The 15,409-nt window shown below is 64.9% G+C and carries 14 protein-coding genes; 10 read left to right on the top strand and 4 right to left on the bottom strand.

Annotation, left to right across the window (positions count from 1 at the left end):
• The first annotated feature begins 59 nt into the window (after positions 1–59).
• From AC1Q7Q_RS03870 to mdoH, 5 genes are all read left to right on the top strand, one after another.
• Positions 60–914, top strand: coding sequence for a helix-turn-helix domain-containing protein (locus AC1Q7Q_RS03870; RefSeq protein ID WP_492370833.1), 855 nt, complete (start codon positions 60–62; stop codon positions 912–914).
• Between the two features lie 117 nt (positions 915–1,031).
• Positions 1,032–1,583, top strand: a complete 552-nt coding sequence (locus AC1Q7Q_RS03865) for a surface-adhesin E family protein (RefSeq protein ID WP_416052506.1) — start codon at positions 1,032–1,034, stop codon at positions 1,581–1,583.
• A 173-nt stretch (positions 1,584–1,756) separates the two neighbouring features.
• Positions 1,757–1,951 carry a hypothetical protein gene (locus AC1Q7Q_RS03860; protein ID WP_477132400.1) on the top strand — a complete coding sequence of 65 codons (195 nt, stop codon included), beginning with the start codon at positions 1,757–1,759 and terminating at the stop codon, positions 1,949–1,951.
• Between the two features lie 859 nt (positions 1,952–2,810).
• Complete coding sequence (locus tag AC1Q7Q_RS03855) at positions 2,811–4,394, top strand: glucan biosynthesis protein G (RefSeq protein ID WP_492370832.1); 1,584 nt, start codon at positions 2,811–2,813, stop codon at positions 4,392–4,394.
• Entirely contained in the window at positions 4,367–6,919 is a 2,553-nt protein-coding gene (gene mdoH / locus AC1Q7Q_RS03850; protein WP_492370831.1) for a glucans biosynthesis glucosyltransferase MdoH, read from the top strand. Before AC1Q7Q_RS03855 ends, mdoH begins: the two co-directional genes overlap by 28 nt.
• Positions 6,920–7,001: 82 nt before the next feature.
• On the opposite strand, the gene AC1Q7Q_RS03845 is transcribed toward mdoH, so the two are convergent.
• Positions 7,002–7,583, bottom strand: a complete 582-nt coding sequence (locus AC1Q7Q_RS03845) for a hypothetical protein (protein WP_441638896.1) — start codon at positions 7,581–7,583, stop codon at positions 7,002–7,004.
• A 387-nt stretch (positions 7,584–7,970) separates the two neighbouring features.
• Between AC1Q7Q_RS03845 and AC1Q7Q_RS03840 the strand changes: the two genes are divergently transcribed.
• Positions 7,971–9,191, top strand: coding sequence for a Bcr/CflA family multidrug efflux MFS transporter (locus tag AC1Q7Q_RS03840; RefSeq protein WP_492370830.1), 1,221 nt, complete (start codon positions 7,971–7,973; stop codon positions 9,189–9,191).
• Positions 9,192–9,264: 73 nt separating this feature from the next.
• Here the strand turns inward: AC1Q7Q_RS03840 and AC1Q7Q_RS03835 are convergent, their stop codons facing one another.
• A complete protein-coding gene (locus tag AC1Q7Q_RS03835) occupies positions 9,265–10,095 on the bottom strand; it encodes a mechanosensitive ion channel family protein (RefSeq protein ID WP_492370829.1) in 831 nt (276 codons plus the stop codon).
• A 228-nt stretch (positions 10,096–10,323) separates the two neighbouring features.
• Positions 10,324–11,526, bottom strand: a complete 1,203-nt coding sequence (locus AC1Q7Q_RS03830; RefSeq protein WP_492370828.1) for an ammonium transporter — start codon at positions 11,524–11,526, stop codon at positions 10,324–10,326.
• A gap of 609 nt (positions 11,527–12,135) precedes the next feature.
• Between AC1Q7Q_RS03830 and AC1Q7Q_RS03825 the strand changes: the two genes are divergently transcribed.
• The 4 genes from AC1Q7Q_RS03825 (at position 12,136) to AC1Q7Q_RS03810 (ending at position 14,444) form a co-directional block, all read left to right on the top strand.
• A complete protein-coding gene (locus AC1Q7Q_RS03825) occupies positions 12,136–12,417 on the top strand; it encodes an HU family DNA-binding protein (protein ID WP_017226623.1) in 282 nt (93 codons plus the stop codon).
• Between the two features lie 191 nt (positions 12,418–12,608).
• Positions 12,609–13,094 (top strand): acyl-CoA thioesterase, encoded by a 486-nt coding sequence (locus AC1Q7Q_RS03820; protein WP_043355051.1) that lies wholly within the window; start codon positions 12,609–12,611, stop codon positions 13,092–13,094.
• A gap of 16 nt (positions 13,095–13,110) precedes the next feature.
• Positions 13,111–13,617, top strand: coding sequence for a CreA family protein (locus tag AC1Q7Q_RS03815; protein ID WP_492370959.1), 507 nt, complete (start codon positions 13,111–13,113; stop codon positions 13,615–13,617).
• Between the two features lie 68 nt (positions 13,618–13,685).
• Complete coding sequence (locus AC1Q7Q_RS03810; protein ID WP_492370827.1) at positions 13,686–14,444, top strand: SDR family oxidoreductase; 759 nt, start codon at positions 13,686–13,688, stop codon at positions 14,442–14,444.
• Positions 14,445–14,492: 48 nt separating this feature from the next.
• Here the strand turns inward: AC1Q7Q_RS03810 and AC1Q7Q_RS03805 are convergent, their stop codons facing one another.
• Positions 14,493–15,350: an acid phosphatase gene (locus AC1Q7Q_RS03805; RefSeq protein ID WP_492370826.1), complete on the bottom strand. Its 858-nt coding sequence runs from the start codon at positions 15,348–15,350 to the stop codon at positions 14,493–14,495.
• Between the last annotated feature and the right edge of the window lie 59 nt (positions 15,351–15,409).

The raw sequence follows: 15,409 nt of genomic DNA, 5'->3' as shown, positions 1-15,409 counted from the left end.
GCCCGGCGATTACCCCGAAGGTAATCGCCAGACGGCCTTCGCCATGCTGTAATGCCGCCATGGATACCCTGACCCCCAGCTCCGAAACCGCTCTCGATTTCCCCGGCCTGCTGCGTTACTGGCGCGGCAGGCGCGGCTATAGCCAGCTTGCGCTGTCGCTGGCCGCCGGGGTATCGCAGCGGCATATCAGTTTCCTTGAATCCGGCCGCGCCCGGCCCAGCCGGGAGATGGTGCTGTCGCTGGCGGACCGCCTTGGCGTGCCGCTGCGCCAGCGCAACCGCCTGCTCCTTGCTGGTGGCTTCGCACCGGCCTACACCGAGCACGGCCTGGCCGCACCCGCGCTGCAGATGGTGCAGCAGGCCGTGGCGCTGATCCTGTCCAAGCAAGAGCCTTATCCCGCGGTGGTGCTGGACCGATTCTGGAACATGCTCGATGCCAATCAGGCATACCGCAACATGATTGGCGTGCTGCTGGGTGGGCGCGCACCGTCCAAGCTGGAGGAGGGCGGCGGGCGCATCAACCTGATGCTGACCGTCTTCGATCCGGACGGATTGTGGCCGGTCATCGACAACGCGCGCCAGGTCGGGCGCTACCTGCTGCGGCGTGTGTGGCAGGAGTTGCAGACGCAGGCGCAGGACCAGACCGCGCGGGAGATCTTCAACCGCATCGCGGACTGGCATCCCGATATGGTAGGGCCGGCCGGCGCTCCGCTGTTCGACGACGACGCTGCCGAGCGCACGCCGCCTCCAATGCTACCTGTGGCGCTGGCTGCCGATGGTTTTCGCGCCTCACTGTTCTCGACGCTGACCACGCTGGGCATTCCGCAGGACGTCACGCTGCAGGAGATGCGCATCGAGTGTTTTTTCCCGGCCGATGAGGCTTCACGCCATGCACTCGAGGCGCTGTCCCGGTAGCCGGTGGCCTTGACCGGTGCGCGCGACAGGACGGGCGCCAGCGTACACGTTGAGCAGATTGCGCAGCATGGTGTGCGACAATGCGCGTTGTCTTTTGGTCTACACGAGGGTCCGTCCATGTCCTTGCGCGCCTTTTTCCACGCTGTCGCCGTGCTGGTTGGCAGCAGTGTCTGTCTTGCCGCGTATGCCGAGCCTGCTGCCACGGTTCGCCCCGCCGCCACGGCGGGTTTGATTGAATGCCAGGCTCCCAGCGGGGGGGCTGCCTTCCGTTCCACGCCGCGCGAAGGTTGCGCCGTGCTGGCCGCGCCCGATTCTTCGGCGCCAGACCCGCAGCGCTGGCTGCCCCTGGCGGGCGCCAACGGGGTGATCTCTTACTTCGACAAGACTTCGGTGCGCCGCCGTGGTCCCGAAGTGGGTGTCGCCGTCATGCGCAACGCGCCGGCCGGGGTGATCCGCACCACCAGCGGCGAGCCGATCCGTTCCTCGCTCAAGCGCATGGTGTTCAATTGCGCCACGTCCATGTATGCGGTGGTGGAGCAGACGCTCTACGCCAAGCGCTATGCGCGCGGCGAGTCGCTTTACACCATCAGCGCCCCTCACACCGGAATGCCGCAGCCTGCCAGTGCAGGCACTGTTCCCGGCGAACTGCTCAGCCGCTTGTGTCCTTGATGCCTGTGCCGGCACGTGTGGCCAGGCTGGATGCTGCGTTGCAGTGTCGATAGGCGAACTGACACGTCAACCCATTCGTTCCCTGCTTCGTTTTGGTAGTCACGAAGCGCAGGTGCCTAGCGCCACCAAGGGCCGCAGGCAGGCTTCTCTTTACGGCTGACCAGGAGGCTGAAATGAAGAAGTGGATCGTGATGTTGACGCTGGCCATGTTTGGTGCGGGTGCTTATGCCCAGGCGTCGGCGCCTGCCGCGCCCGCGGCCGGCGACAAGCCAGCGGCGTCAAGCTCCGGCAAGACGACGAAGAAGCCGGCAAAGAAGAAGAACCACGCGCCTCCTGATGCCGACAAGATGATGAATAAAGGCGCCTGAGCGCCGCTAGTGAAAGGCGACGGGCAGCGGCGCGCCGGTGCGCTCGCTTGCTGCCGAGCTAGTTCGCCACGCCGCCTGTGAGCCCTGCGTCGCGCGTGAAGCGCGCGGTGCCGCGCTTCCGGGTACCGATGTCCAGCGGCGCCATGCGCCATCCGGGGGGACTGGCATCGAGGCGGAACCCGATCGAGAGGCTACGGCCTCTCTTTTTTTTTGGGCGCGGCGGACCCCATCCGCATGATTCCAGTGCAGTGCACGATTTTGCAGGTGCGCTATGCGCCGTTCCAGTGCTGCGCACGTGCTCGCCACGCACGTTGACGGCGTGCGATCCGTATCCTAGCGTTGCAGGTTCGGGGGCTGCCGCTATGTAGAGGACATGGCGCAGCGGTCTGAGGGCAGGGGGCCGATGTTCGCGTTCCGCCTTGCTCATGCGTGGTGGCGCCGTAGGGGTAATCGCTGAAGAAATGGCTGTGCCCCGAACGTGCCCTGCGAAGCACCAAGCGATGATTCGACGGTATGCCCAATGTGATGCCTGGGCTCGAGCGGCGCGCGCAAAGCGGCGTCCGGATGGCTGGGGTTTCAAATTGTTGCAAACGTTGCGTGATCGAAACGTGACTTCTTAGTCTCGAGTTGTTAAGGTCTTATTGCGCATTGCAGCAAGTCGGATACGTCCCGATATATGCAGGCACAGGTTCAGCACCCAGTCAAAAGCGATGCGCAGCGAGATCCCCTACATTTTCCCCCGGTTCGCGCTGGCCGGCATCCCGCCGTTGCTTCAGTCATTCCGCTCGCATGGTGGCCCGCCTTTTGCTGCGGTGTTTGATTGATCGTAACCGTCCAACTACGCCCGTCACTGGCATTCATGTCCGAAACCGTTACCTTGCCGACCGTCGAATCTATCCAGCGCCGTGCATTGGCGCCTGCGAACACAGGCGCACTGCGCCTGGGCAGGTGGTTGTGCGGCGGCATGCTGGCACTGTGTGCCGTGGTGGCGCACGCGTTCGACTTCGACACCGTGGCGGCGCGCGCGCGCCAGCTGGCCGCAAGTCCTTACAAGGCACCCGCGCAGAATCTGCCGCGTGAATTGCGCGAGCTGCCGTACGAGCGCTACCGCGAGATCGAATACAAGCCTGAGCGTTATCAGTGGCGCAATGCCAAGCTGCCGTTCGAGCTCTCCTTCTTTCATGAAGGCATGGTGTTCGACCAGCCGGTGCGCATCAATGAAGTGGTGAGCGGGAGTGCCCGCGAGATCCGCTTCGATCCGTCCGCGTTCAACTACGGGCCGCACAAGGTCGATACCAGCAAGCTCAAGACGCTTGGCTTCGCCGGCTTCCGCGTGCTCTATCCGCTCAACAGCACCAAGGGCAAGGACGAAGTCGTTTCTTTCCTGGGCGCCAGCTATTTCCGCGCGTTGGGCAAGGACCAGTGGTATGGCTTGTCGGCGCGGGGCCTGGCCGTGGATACCGGGCTCAATTCCGGCGAAGAGTTCCCGCGTTTCGTGGAGTACTGGATCGAGCGGCCATCGCCAGCGGACAAGCAACTGACCATCTATGCGCTGATGGACTCGCGCCGCGTGAGCGGGGCGTACCGGATCGTGATCCGGCCAGGCACGGAGACGGTCATGGAGGTGAAGTCGCGCTTGTTCATGCGGGAAAACGTCACCAAGCTTGGCCTGGCACCGCTGACCAGCATGTACCTCTTTGGCGAGAACCAACCTTCTTCGGTGCCGGACTATCGGCCCGAGGTGCATGACTCCGACGGCCTCTCGGTGCAGCTCGGCACGGGTGAGTGGCTGTGGCGGCCGCTGAGCAATCCCAAGCGCCTGCTGGTGACCTCGTTTGCCGCGACCAATCCGCAAGGATTTGGCCTGATGCAGCGGGATCGTAATTTCAGCAGCTACCAGGAGATTGGCGCGTGGTATGAGCGTCGGCCGAGCGCCTGGGTGGAGCCCAAGGGGAATTGGGGCTCGGGCCGGGTCGAGCTGGTGCAGATCCCGACCCCGGACGAGACCAACGACAACATCGTGGCGTACTGGGTGCCTGACACCCCGCCCAAGCCCAAGCAACCTTTCGATTTCGAGTATCGGCTGCTGTGGCAGAAGGACGGCGACAAACAGCCGCCGCTGTCGTGGGTGACACAAACGCGGCGTGGCCAGGGCCTCAGCCGCAAGCAGGACGACACCAGCTTTTCGCTGGTGGTGGATTTTGAAGGCCCGGCCTTCAAGAAACTGGCCGCCGATACCCGGATCGATCCGGTGATCTCGGCCGACAGCAACGGGGAGCTGCTGAACACTTCGACGCAACGCAATGCGGCCACCGGCGGCTGGCGCATGACCATGGTCGTGCGCCGCAAGGACGAGAACAAACCGGTCGAATTGCGCGGCTATCTTCGCAACGGCAATACAACCCTATCCGAGACGTGGAGCTACATCTTACCCCCAGGCTGAAGCGGCGCGCCGCTCCGGCGGCGGCATGCGAGCGCTATCTCGATCGCGTTCCTGTCTCGCCCGACCAGCGTCGCGAGCTGCTTGACAACGTCGCTGGCAGCGACGCCGCCGACACTGAGTCGGCCATCCATCTTCTGCAGCGCACACTCGCGGCCAAAGACGGCGAGCCATCCCCGGCGGGCCCATCCTACGGCTCGGTGGGGCGCCGCCTCAATCTTGCCTATGGCGCACCGCTGGCGTCGGGCGAGCCGCTGGTGCAGCGTCGTGCGGACGGCACCGTGCATATCGACACCGGCCCCGAACCCAAACGCGCTTCCATGGTGCCGCGGGCGTGGCCTCCGCACATCGTCACCGGCTTCCTGCGCAACCTGGGCAGGCGCATGCTGGGCCGCCCGCCAGTCCCGGAAACCTGGGACACGCTACATGACGGTCCCGATGCCGAGGGCAAATGGCACCCGGCGGGCAAGCACCGCCGATGGGTACTGCTTGGCCTGGTAGCCGGGCAGACCGCGCTAGCTACATACTTCATGACCAAGGTGCTGCCTTATCACGGCACCGATCCGCTCGAGATCGCCGTGCTGGCGCTCTTCGCCATCCTGTTTTCGTGGGTGTCGGCTGGGTTCTGGACTGCCATGATGGGTTTCCTGGTGCTGGCCAAAGGCGGCGACCGCCATCTGATCTCACGCTCGGCCGCGGTGGATGGGCCCATTGCCGAGGAGGCGCGCACTGCGGTCATCATGCCGATCTGCAACGAGGACGTGACCCGGGTATTTGCCGGGCTGCGCGCGACCTATGAGTCGATGGAGCGCACCGGCGAGCTGGCCCGCTTCGATTTCTTCGTGCTGTCCGACAGCGGCAACCCGGACTTGCGCACTGCCGAGACCGATGCGTGGATGGAAACCTGCCGCGCGGTCAACGGCTTTGGCCGAATCTTCTACCGCTGGCGCCGCCATCGCGTGAAGCGCAAGACCGGCAATGTGGCGGACTTCTGCCGCCGCTGGGGCAGCGCCTATCGCTACATGGTGGTGCTGGACGCAGATAGCGTGATGAGCGGCGAGTGCCTGACCACGCTGGTCAAGCTGATGGAAGGCAATCCGGGGGCCGGCATCATCCAGACCGCGCCGCTGGCCGTGGGCCGCGAGACCATGTATGCGCGCGTGCAGCAGTTTTCCACGCGCGTGTACGGGCCGCTGTTTACCGCTGGCCTGCATTATTGGCAGCTCGGCGAATCGCACTACTGGGGCCACAACGCCATCATCCGCATCCAGCCGTTCATGGAACATTGCGCGCTGGCGCCATTGCCCGGCAAGGGCCCGCTGGCAGGAGAAATCCTCTCGCACGATTTCGTCGAGGCCGCCTTGATGCGCAGGGCCGGGTGGGGCGTGTGGATTGCCTATGACCTGGAGGGCTCCTATGAGGAACTCCCGCCGAACCTGCTCGATGAGGTCAAGCGCGATCGCCGCTGGTGCCAGGGCAACCTGATGAACTTCCGCCTGTGGATGAAGCAGGGCTTTCACGCTGTGCACCGCGCGGTGTTCCTCACCGGTGTGATGGCTTATCTGTCGGCGCCGCTGTGGTTCCTGTTCCTGGTGTTGTCCACCATCATGCTGGCCAAGCACGCGCTGGTGCCGCCGGAGTACTTCACGCAGCCCTACCAGCTGTTCCCGACCTGGCCGGAATGGCATCCCGAGAAGGCGCTGGCGCTGTTCTCGGCGACCGCCACACTGTTGTTCCTGCCCAAGATCGCCAGCGTGGTGCTGCTGATGAAGGACGCGCGCAGCTATGGCGGGCCGTTGCGCCTGGTGCTGTCGATGCTGATCGAAGTCGTGATGTCGGCCTTGCTGGCCCCGGTCCGCATGCTGTTTCACACCAAGTTCGTGGTGGCGGCTTATAGCGGCTGGGGCATTACCTGGAAGTCGCCGCCGCGTGAAGATGCGCAGACCACCTGGGGCGAGGCGTTCCGCCGCCATGGCATGCACACCTTGCTGGGCCTGGCCTGGGGCGGGCTGGTGCTGTGGCTGGACCCGAATTTTGTCTGGTGGCTGCTGCCGATCGTGGGCTCGCTGGTATGCTCGATTCCGCTTTCGGTCTGGCTGTCGCGGGTCTCGCTGGGCCGCGCGCTGCGCGGAGCCAGGTTGTTCGTGACGCCGGAGGAGGCCACACCCCCGCGCGAGATGGTGGCCATGCAAAAGCACGTGGAGGCAGCGGGAGAGCCGCCGGCATTTATCGATGCCGTTGTCGACCCGGTGACCAATGCGCTGATGTGCGCGACCGCCTCGTCGCGCGTGGTGCAGCCACAGGCTACGCAAGCGGAGCACGCCGCGCTGGTGCAGCAGGCCCTCACCGCCGGCCCGGACGCGCTGTCGGCTACCCAGAAACACTTGTTGCTGGGCGATCCCTTTGCGCTCGCCCAACTGCATGGACTGGTATGGGGCTCACCGCTGGCGCACGCGCGATGGAAAGAAACCCGTGTGTTGCCCCGGCGTGCGGCCAACGTGGTGCCGTTGCGTCCACGGCTTGCCTGAGCTATGCCCGGGAGCCGGCGCGCCTGCTCCCGGAGGCAAGGCCCGGCATCCCGGCAGGAATGCCAAATGGGGTTGGCAGGGTCTAGCGCAGTGCCGAGGAGCAGATGGGCGCGTTGATGTAGACGTCGCCAACGCGACGCTCGCCGCGCTCGTTGCGCGTCATGTAGCGGAACATCATGCTGATGCCCAGCTTGGTCAGGATTTCAACGTCCCGGTTCGCGCAGATATTGCGCTGCAGCGGCGCAGCGTAGCTGAGCTCGAAGCTGGCGAGGTCCAGCATGGGGCCTCGGTACTTGGTCAGCTCCAACTGGAACAGGATATGTTTGCCAGGGACCGACTGGCAGCGGCGCAAGCGCGTCTCGCCATCGATCTCGATGGGCAGGGCGTCGTTGAGCTGGCGGCAAGCGCGCGACAATATGTTGTCGGGGCGGGCGGTATTGCGCAGCAATTCAGGCACGCCTGCCGCGCCGGTATTCTGGCCCGTGGCAGCGCCCTTGAGCATTTGCGCCAGGGCATCGGCCTCGTCCACCACCACGGGGGCAGGCGCGGAGGCGGCGGCCCTGGCTGGAGCCGGTGCCGCATGCGCGCGCTGCGCCCACGGCAAACTAGCCGCGCCGGCGGCCAGGGCAAAAAAGACAGAAAGCAGTTTGTATCTTGTTCTCATGCAGGAAAACGTTGCCGGGAACCGCACCATCGGGTGGGTTCCCGCGGTGCGTCGGGCTGCGTGATCGTCCGCCCCAGGCGGCCGACAGGCTGGCATTGTACCCTTGGCGTCGCTGCCGTTGATAGCCACGCACTCCTCCACTCCGCGGCGAAGCGAGGCCCGAAATTGCCGCAATGCCGCGGTATCGCCAGGCCCGTCATCACAGTTGCACGCGTCCGGTCGGACGTGCGCTTGCATCATCGCCGCGCGGCGTGCCGAGTGCGCGGCTTGTTACGCTATGCAACAATTACGTCTTTAGCCGCTCCCGTGCCGCTACGCCGCTAGCCGGTTGACGCATTGGGCGCCGGTGGCCGTGCCGGCTGCCTAGTTGTTCCTCAGGAAGTTTCGATGACCCGCTCCACCCGCGCCCCACAATCCGGGCGCTTTCCGCTTTGGCTCCTGGTATGCGCTTCGCTTACCGCGCTGGCGCCGCTTTCCATTGACATGTACCTGCCGAGTTTCCCGGCGCTGGCCGGGGATCTCGGGGTCGATATCGGCCGCGTGCAGCTCACGTTGGGGACGTTCCTGGTCGGGTTGGCGGTGGGGCAGGCATTCTATGGCCCGATCAGCGACCGCTTTGGCCGCAAGCCGCCGCTGTATGTCGGCCTGCTGGCCTATGCGCTGGCCGCGGCCGGGTGCGCGCTCGCGAGTGACGTCGATGCGCTGATGCTGTGGCGTTTCCTGCAGGCCCTGGGTGGCTGCGCGGGCATGGTGATGGCGCGCGCCGTCATTCGCGACCGGCTGGAGGCCCATGAATCCGCGCGCGCCTTCTCCTCGCTGATGCTGGTGATGGGCCTGGCGCCGATCCTGGCGCCCATCATCGGGGGCGCCGTGCTGGCGGCATTCGGCTGGCGCGCCATCTTCTGGTTGTTGTGCGGTGCGAGCCTGCTGATCCTGTGGGTGGTCCACCGCTATATGGAGGAATCGCTCGACCACGCCAGCGCCATGCCGTTGCGCCTGGGCCGCGTGCTCTCGAACTACGGCGAGCTGCTGCGAGACCGGGGTTTCGTCGGCTATTCGCTGTCGGCCGGCTGCGCGCAGGCGGGCATGTTTGCATACATTGCGGGGTCGCCGTTCGTGCTGATCGAGTTGCATGGCATCGATCCCTCCCATTACGGCTTCGTGTTCGGCGCCAACGCATTGGGCCTGATCGGCATGTCGCAGCTCAACGCTCGCCTGGTGCGCAACCGCACGCTGGACCACGTCCTGCGCGGCGCGCTGCTTGCGCCGTGCCTGGCCGGCCTTGTCCTGGCCGCGGCCGTGCTCGCCGGCCTGGCGCCGCTGCCGGTGCTGCTGACGGGCTTCTTTGTGTTCATCGCCAGCCTCGGCTGCATCCTGCCGAACGCCTCGGCACTGGCCATGGACCAGCAGGGCCATCGTGCCGGCACCGCTTCCGCATTGATGGGAACGCTGCAATTCTCCCTGGGTACCCTGGCCGGCGCTGCCGTCAGCTTCTGGCGGGACGGCAGCGCGTTGCCGCTGGCGGTGGTCATGGGCGTTTGCGGTACCGGCGCCGTGCTGATGCGGGCCTTCGGCCGTTCAGGCGCGACAGTGCACGGCGCCGAATGATCCGGGCTCCGATGCCGCTGCGATAGCGGGGCGGCCTGGCTCAGTGTGGCCGCGCCATCCCATCGATACACGGTTAAGCGGCCGCGCCGTTTTGCAGCACCACCAGTTGGGCTGGCATTGGCGCGGCGAAGCCGGCCTCGCCAAAGCTCTCGCGGATCACGCGGTTGCTGTCGAAATACACCTGCCAGTAATGGTCGGTATGGCAGTACGGACGTACCGCAAGCACCGGGCCTACCAGGGTGAACTCGATAATCTCGACGTCGGGCGGCGGCTCGGCCAGAACGTTGGGCAGCGCGGCCAGCCGCTCCTTTAGCAGGGTGGCGGCCGCCGCCACGTCCGTGCTGCCGGCTAGCTGGGCCTTGAGCTCGACCCGGCGGTACGGGTTGGCGCTGAAGTTCTGGATTGTGTCCGCAAAGATCTTATTGTTGCCGACCACGGTGAGGACATTGTCGGGCGTGTCCAGCGTGGTGGCAAACAGGCCGATCTCCCTGACGGTGCCGGTGATCCCGCCTACCGTGACGAAATCCCCAACCTTGAAGGGCCGCAGCACCACCAGGAAGGCGCCTGCCGCGAAGTTGGACATCAACCCCGACCACGCCATGCCGATGGCGATGCCGGCCGCCGCGATCAGTGCGGCAAAGCTGGTGGTCTGGATGCCGAAGTAACCCAGGATCCCGATGATCAGCACGATATTCAGGGTCACCGTGACGATGGAACCGACATAGCGCAGCAAGGTCGGGTCGACCTTTTGCTTGGTCAGGGACCCCTGCACCATGCGCACCACGACATGGATCAGCCACCGGCCAATCACCCAGAAGACGAGGGCGGCGAGAACCTTGAACCCGACTTCCGTCGCATAGGCGACGACGACATCCTGATACTTCTGCAGCGTTGTAGCATCCATCGCGTTTCTCCCTTGCTGGCTCGGCAGGTATACAGGCAACGAATATCAAGCAGCGGATGCCCGGGGCGCATCGGCGGCGGGGCGCGAAGGTGGGCAACGCATTATTGCTACGCGGCGAGCGGAAGTTCAAGCACAAAATGGCCGCAAAGGGCGCAGGGCGCCACTCGCGGGCATGGGTCGCAGGTGAGGGGGCGTGGCGCAAGGGCGCAATTCCCTTTGCACCGTGCCTTACCAGTTGGTTTCGCGCTCCGGCGTGGCGGAGATGCGATGCAGTGACAGGTCCGCGCCGTTGTATTCCGATTCAGCGTCCAGCCGGATGCCCACGACCTTCTTGAGCGTGCCGTAAACCACGGTGCCACCCACCAGGGCGATCGCGATGCCAAGGAGGGTGCCGAGGCACTGCGCGCCGAGCGAAACACCGCCAATGCCACCGAGCGCCTGGCTGCCAAAGATGCCGGCGGCAATGCCGCCCCATGCGCCGCACAGCCCGTGCAGCGGCCAGACGCCCAGCACATCATCGATATGCCACTTGTTCTGGGCCAGCGTGAACAGGTAGACGAACAGCGCGCCGGCGATGGCACCCGTGACCAGCGCGCCCAGCGGGTGCATCAGGTCGGATCCGGCGCAGACCGCCACCAGCCCGGCCAGCGGGCCGTTGTAGGCAAAGCCGGGGTCGTTGCGGCCGGCCGCCCAGGCGGCCAGCGTGCCGCCGGCCATGGCCATCAGGGAGTTGATGGCCACCAGCCCGCTGATCTTGTCGACGGTTTGCGCGCTCATGACATTGAAACCGAACCAGCCTACCGCCAGTACCCATGCGCCCAGCGCCAGGAACGGGATGTTCGAGGGCGGGTGCGCGCTGATGCGGCCGTCTTTCTGGTAGCGGCCGCGGCGCGCGCCCAGCAACAAGATGGCGGGAAGCGCGATCCAGCCGCCCATGGCGTGGACCACGACGGAGCCGGCGAAGTCGTGGAACGGCGCTCCCGCGACCGAGGCGATCCAGTCCTGCACGCCAAAGCGGTTATTCCAGACGATGCCCTCGAAGAAGGGGTAGACCAGGCCCACCAGCACGAAGGTGGCCACCAGTTGCGGATTGAAGCGCGAGCGCTCGGCAATGCCGCCAGAAATGATCGCCGGTATGGCGGCGGCAAACGTTGCCAGGAAAAAGAATTTCACCAGCTCATAGCCGCTTCTTTCCGCCAGTGCATGGGCGCTGGTGAAGAACTCGACCCCATAGGCCACGGTGTAGCCAATAAAGAAATAGGCGATCGTGGAAACCGCAAAATCCACCAATATCTTGACCAGTGCGTTGACCTGGTTCTTCTTGCGCACCGTGCCCAGCTCCAGGAACGCAAAGCCCGCGTGCATGGCGAGCACCATGATCGCCCCTAGCAAGATGAACAGGGCATCGGTGCCGCTCTTCCATTTGTCCATACAATCCTCTATGCGCAAAATGGGAGCACACGTACGCAAAAAGCGTACCAGTCTGGGGCATCGCAGGCCGGGATCTGCACCGTGTTGGTGGGATTTGCACCGATTTGTCGCGCTCGAAGGGGGCGGCGCACGGATTGAGAAGTCATAACCTGCAGCCGAATAGCATGCGCCGGGTATGCCAGGCACATGGAGGCTGCGCCAAAATGAGGCAATGCCCCTATTTGGGGCGCGCGCTCACGGATTTCATGCACCATGATGGACCGTGGAGGCGCATCCATCCAAATCCATTGGCATACCGCCGACCAAGCCATCTGGGCGGTTTTGACGGCAGCAAGGCGCACACAGCGCAGGTCTGACCTCGTCAAGCGACGCCTGTCATCGTGTACCGGCGTTCGAATGACCATTACTCTCACCGGCCGCATTTGAAAGCACGGAAAAGGAGGGTAAATTCCCCGCAAAGGCGCTTGACTCAAGGATTTGCGGCTTTTTTCGTTGCATTGGTGCCACTGGGGATTGCCCAATGCGTAAAGCGCGGATTAGACTGCGCCGATCGGTAATTTGCCGCGTGGCAGACACTCCGATCAAGACGACCAACAAGGGAAATCAGCCATGAATAAAGGTGAACTGGTATCTGCCATCGCCGCTGACGCGGAACTGAGCAATGCTGCAGCAGAGCGCGCGCTGAATGCCGCTCTGGACAACATTAAGAAGGCGGTTGCCAAGGGTGATTCGGTAACGCTGGTGGGCTTCGGCAGCTTCAGCTCCGGCAAGCGCGCCGCACGTACCGGACGCAATCCGCGTACTGGCGAGACCATCAAGATTCCGGCCGCCAAGACGGTCAAGTTCTCTGCCGGCCAAGGGTTCAAGGACGCTGTGAACAAGAAGAAATAAGTAGTCCGCGCCCAGGCGCAAACAGGAAGGCGGCCCGTTGGGCCGCTTTTTTATTGGTGCCGGGGTGCTTTTTGACGTTCTCGGGGGCAGGGCAGGGCGATCGTTCCGGGTTAAACTGCCGATCGTCGGCGCCAGCCTTTCGACCTGCACCGCGGGTCGGCCCGGCCGCTTCCAGATTCCGGATTTTCATCATGAATGACCTGTCCCACCAGCTTTCCATGACCGTGCTGATGACGCCGGACATGGCCAATTTCTCCGGCAATGTGCACGGCGGCACCATCCTCAAGTACCTCGACATGGTGGCCTACGCCTGTGCCAGCCGCTATGCCGGGCGCTACGTGGTCACGCTGTCGGTCGACCAGGTCGTGTTTCGCCAGCCCATCCACGTGGGTGAACTGGTGACGTTCCTGGCGGCAGTCAATTTCACCGGCCGCAGCTCCATGGAAATCGGCATCAAGGTGATCACGGAGAATATCCGCAGCAAGCTGGTTCGCCATACCAACAGCTGCTACTTCACCATGGTCGCTGTGGACGACAACGGTGCGCCCGCCGAAGTGCCGCCGCTGGTGCCCCGCGACGAAGTCGAGCGCCAGCGCTTTGCCGCAGCCCAGCTGCGCCGCCAGTTGCGCCAGGAAATGGAAAAACGGCACGATGAAATCACCGGCACGGTGTCCTGAGGTGGGGGGCACGGCCATGCCATCCGGGCGTTTCCATCGCGTTTCCCGTGGGCCGCGGTGGCCCCTGACCGGCCTTCTGGCGGCGCTTGCGCTGCTGGCGCCGGCTGCGCATGCCGAGGAGATCGGCAGCGTGAGCACCAATTTCCGCATGACCGGCTCCGACAAAGTCGTGATCGAAGCCTATGACGATCCGCAGGTCGAAGGCGTGACCTGCTACGTGTCGCGTGCCCGCACCGGAGGCATCAAGGGCTCGCTGGGCATGGCCGAAGACCCGCCGGAAAGCTCCATCGCCTGCCGCCAGGTAGGGCCGATCACGTTCAAGGGGCCGCTGCGCCAGCAGGACAATGTGTTCTCCGAGCGCATGTCGATCCTGTTCAAGACTCTGCACGTGGTGCGCACGGTCGACCGCAAGCGCAACACCCTGGTCTATCTGACCTACTCGGACCGCATCGTGTCCGGCAGCCCGCAGAATAGTGTGACCGCCGTGCCGGTGGCGGCGGCCACGCCGATTCCGGTCAAGTAGGCATCCGTTTCCTGATCCACGATCCACGATCCACGATCCATTCAACAATCCAGTCCGGAGAAGACAGCATGAATGAGCAAGGCAAGGTTGCGCTGGTAACGGGCGCGGCCCGCGGCATCGGCAAGGCGGTGGCACAGGCGCTGCTAGTGGCAGGCTATCGGGTGGTGTTTGCCGGGCGTACCGCCGAGCCGCTCGAGGCGCTGGCCGCGCAAGCCAAGGCCGAGGGCCATACGGCGCTGGCGGTGCAATGCGACGTCAGCGATCCGGATTCGGTGGAGCGGCTCTTCGCCCAGGTTCGCGAGCATTTCGGCCGGCTCGACGTGCTGTTCAACAACGCCGGCATCAATGCGCCGGCGGTGTCCATCGATGAACTCTCCGTGGCGCAATGGAAGGCCGTGCTGGACACCAACCTGACCGGCGCGTTCCTGTGCTCGCGCGCGGCCTTCGCGCTGATGAAGTCGCAGAGCCCGCGCGGCGGCCGCATCATCAACAACGGCTCGATCTCGGCGCACGCGCCGCGGCCCAACACGGTGCCATACACGGCCACCAAGCACGCCATTACCGGGCTGACCAAGAGCCTCTCGCTGGATGGCCGCGCCTTTGACATCGCCTGCGGGCAGATCGATATCGGCAACGCCGCCACCGATATGGCTTCGCGCATGGCGCGCGGCGTGCCGCAGGCCAACGGCGAGATCGCGCCGGAGCCGCTGATGGACGTGGCGCATGTGGCCAGCTCGGTGGTGCACATGGCCAACCTGCCGCTGGGTGCCAATGTGCAGTTCATGACCGTGATGGCCACCAAGATGCCCTTCGTCGGGCGTGGCTGAACCTGGCGCAAGCGTCTGGCCGGCATCGCGCCGGCCAGGCGTCTCCCGCTATTTGATCGCCAGTGCCTCGCTTTCAGCGCGGCAGTCGCCGGCCGGCCGCAGCCCGTTGGCACGGGCTTGCGCAACCTCCGCTTTGGCTGCCGCAAGATCTGCGAGGAAGGTAGGGTCTGCATGCAGCCGCGCCACGGTAGCTGCGCCCATGATGCGGCCCTGCGTCGCATCGCTTTGCCAATGCACATTGCAGACCAGCCGGCTTTGCCCATAGGCCAGCCCGCGCGCCAGGATCACATTGGACTGTTGCGGCGCGATTTCCGCCAGGATCAACGCCCACGCCCAGCCAATGGCGTTATGCCCCGAAGGGTAGGAGCCGTCCTTGGAAAGCATGGCTTCCTCGGCGGGCGTGCAACTCGGCTGCTGGTTGACCACGAACGGCCGGGCGCGCGTATATTTGTCCTTCACGCCGTACGTCGATAGTCCCGCATCGGCCAGGGTCCGGCGCAGCAGCAGGTAGAGCCGGGGGGTTTGCTCCTGCGATATCGGCGCATCCAGCGCACACGAGAAAATCCCCTCGGCCTGCGGGAATTTCAGGTTGGCATCGACTGCTGCCTGGCGGTAGCGTGCCGTGCCTCGCAGGGCCTGGTTGCCGCGCGCGATCTCGTCGTCCAGGGCTTGCGCCGCGGAGCCGGGTGCGGGCGGCGGTGGCACCAGGGCGAGGCTATCGGGCCGTGCGTCCGCCGGCAGGTAGCCGGCGAGAATGCCAGGCCGTATCTCCGGCACCGGCGCAGCGGCGCTGCCCTGGCCCTGGCCGGCACAGCCCGCGAGGAGCAAGGCAGTGCCCAGCATGGACAAGCCCGCGAGCCGGTTGCCGGAGGGCAGGAAAGGTCTGGTGAATGAATTTGCTTGCATCTGCATCCGCATCTGTTATCTGTTATCTGTTGGTTGTTCCCGTAATCGCCGTCGGACCG

The sequence above is a fragment of the Cupriavidus sp. GW823-FHT07A04 genome (assembly GCF_058794615.1).
The sequence above is the reverse complement of the archived record's forward strand: the minus strand, read 5'-3'. Positions and strand labels throughout refer to the sequence as shown.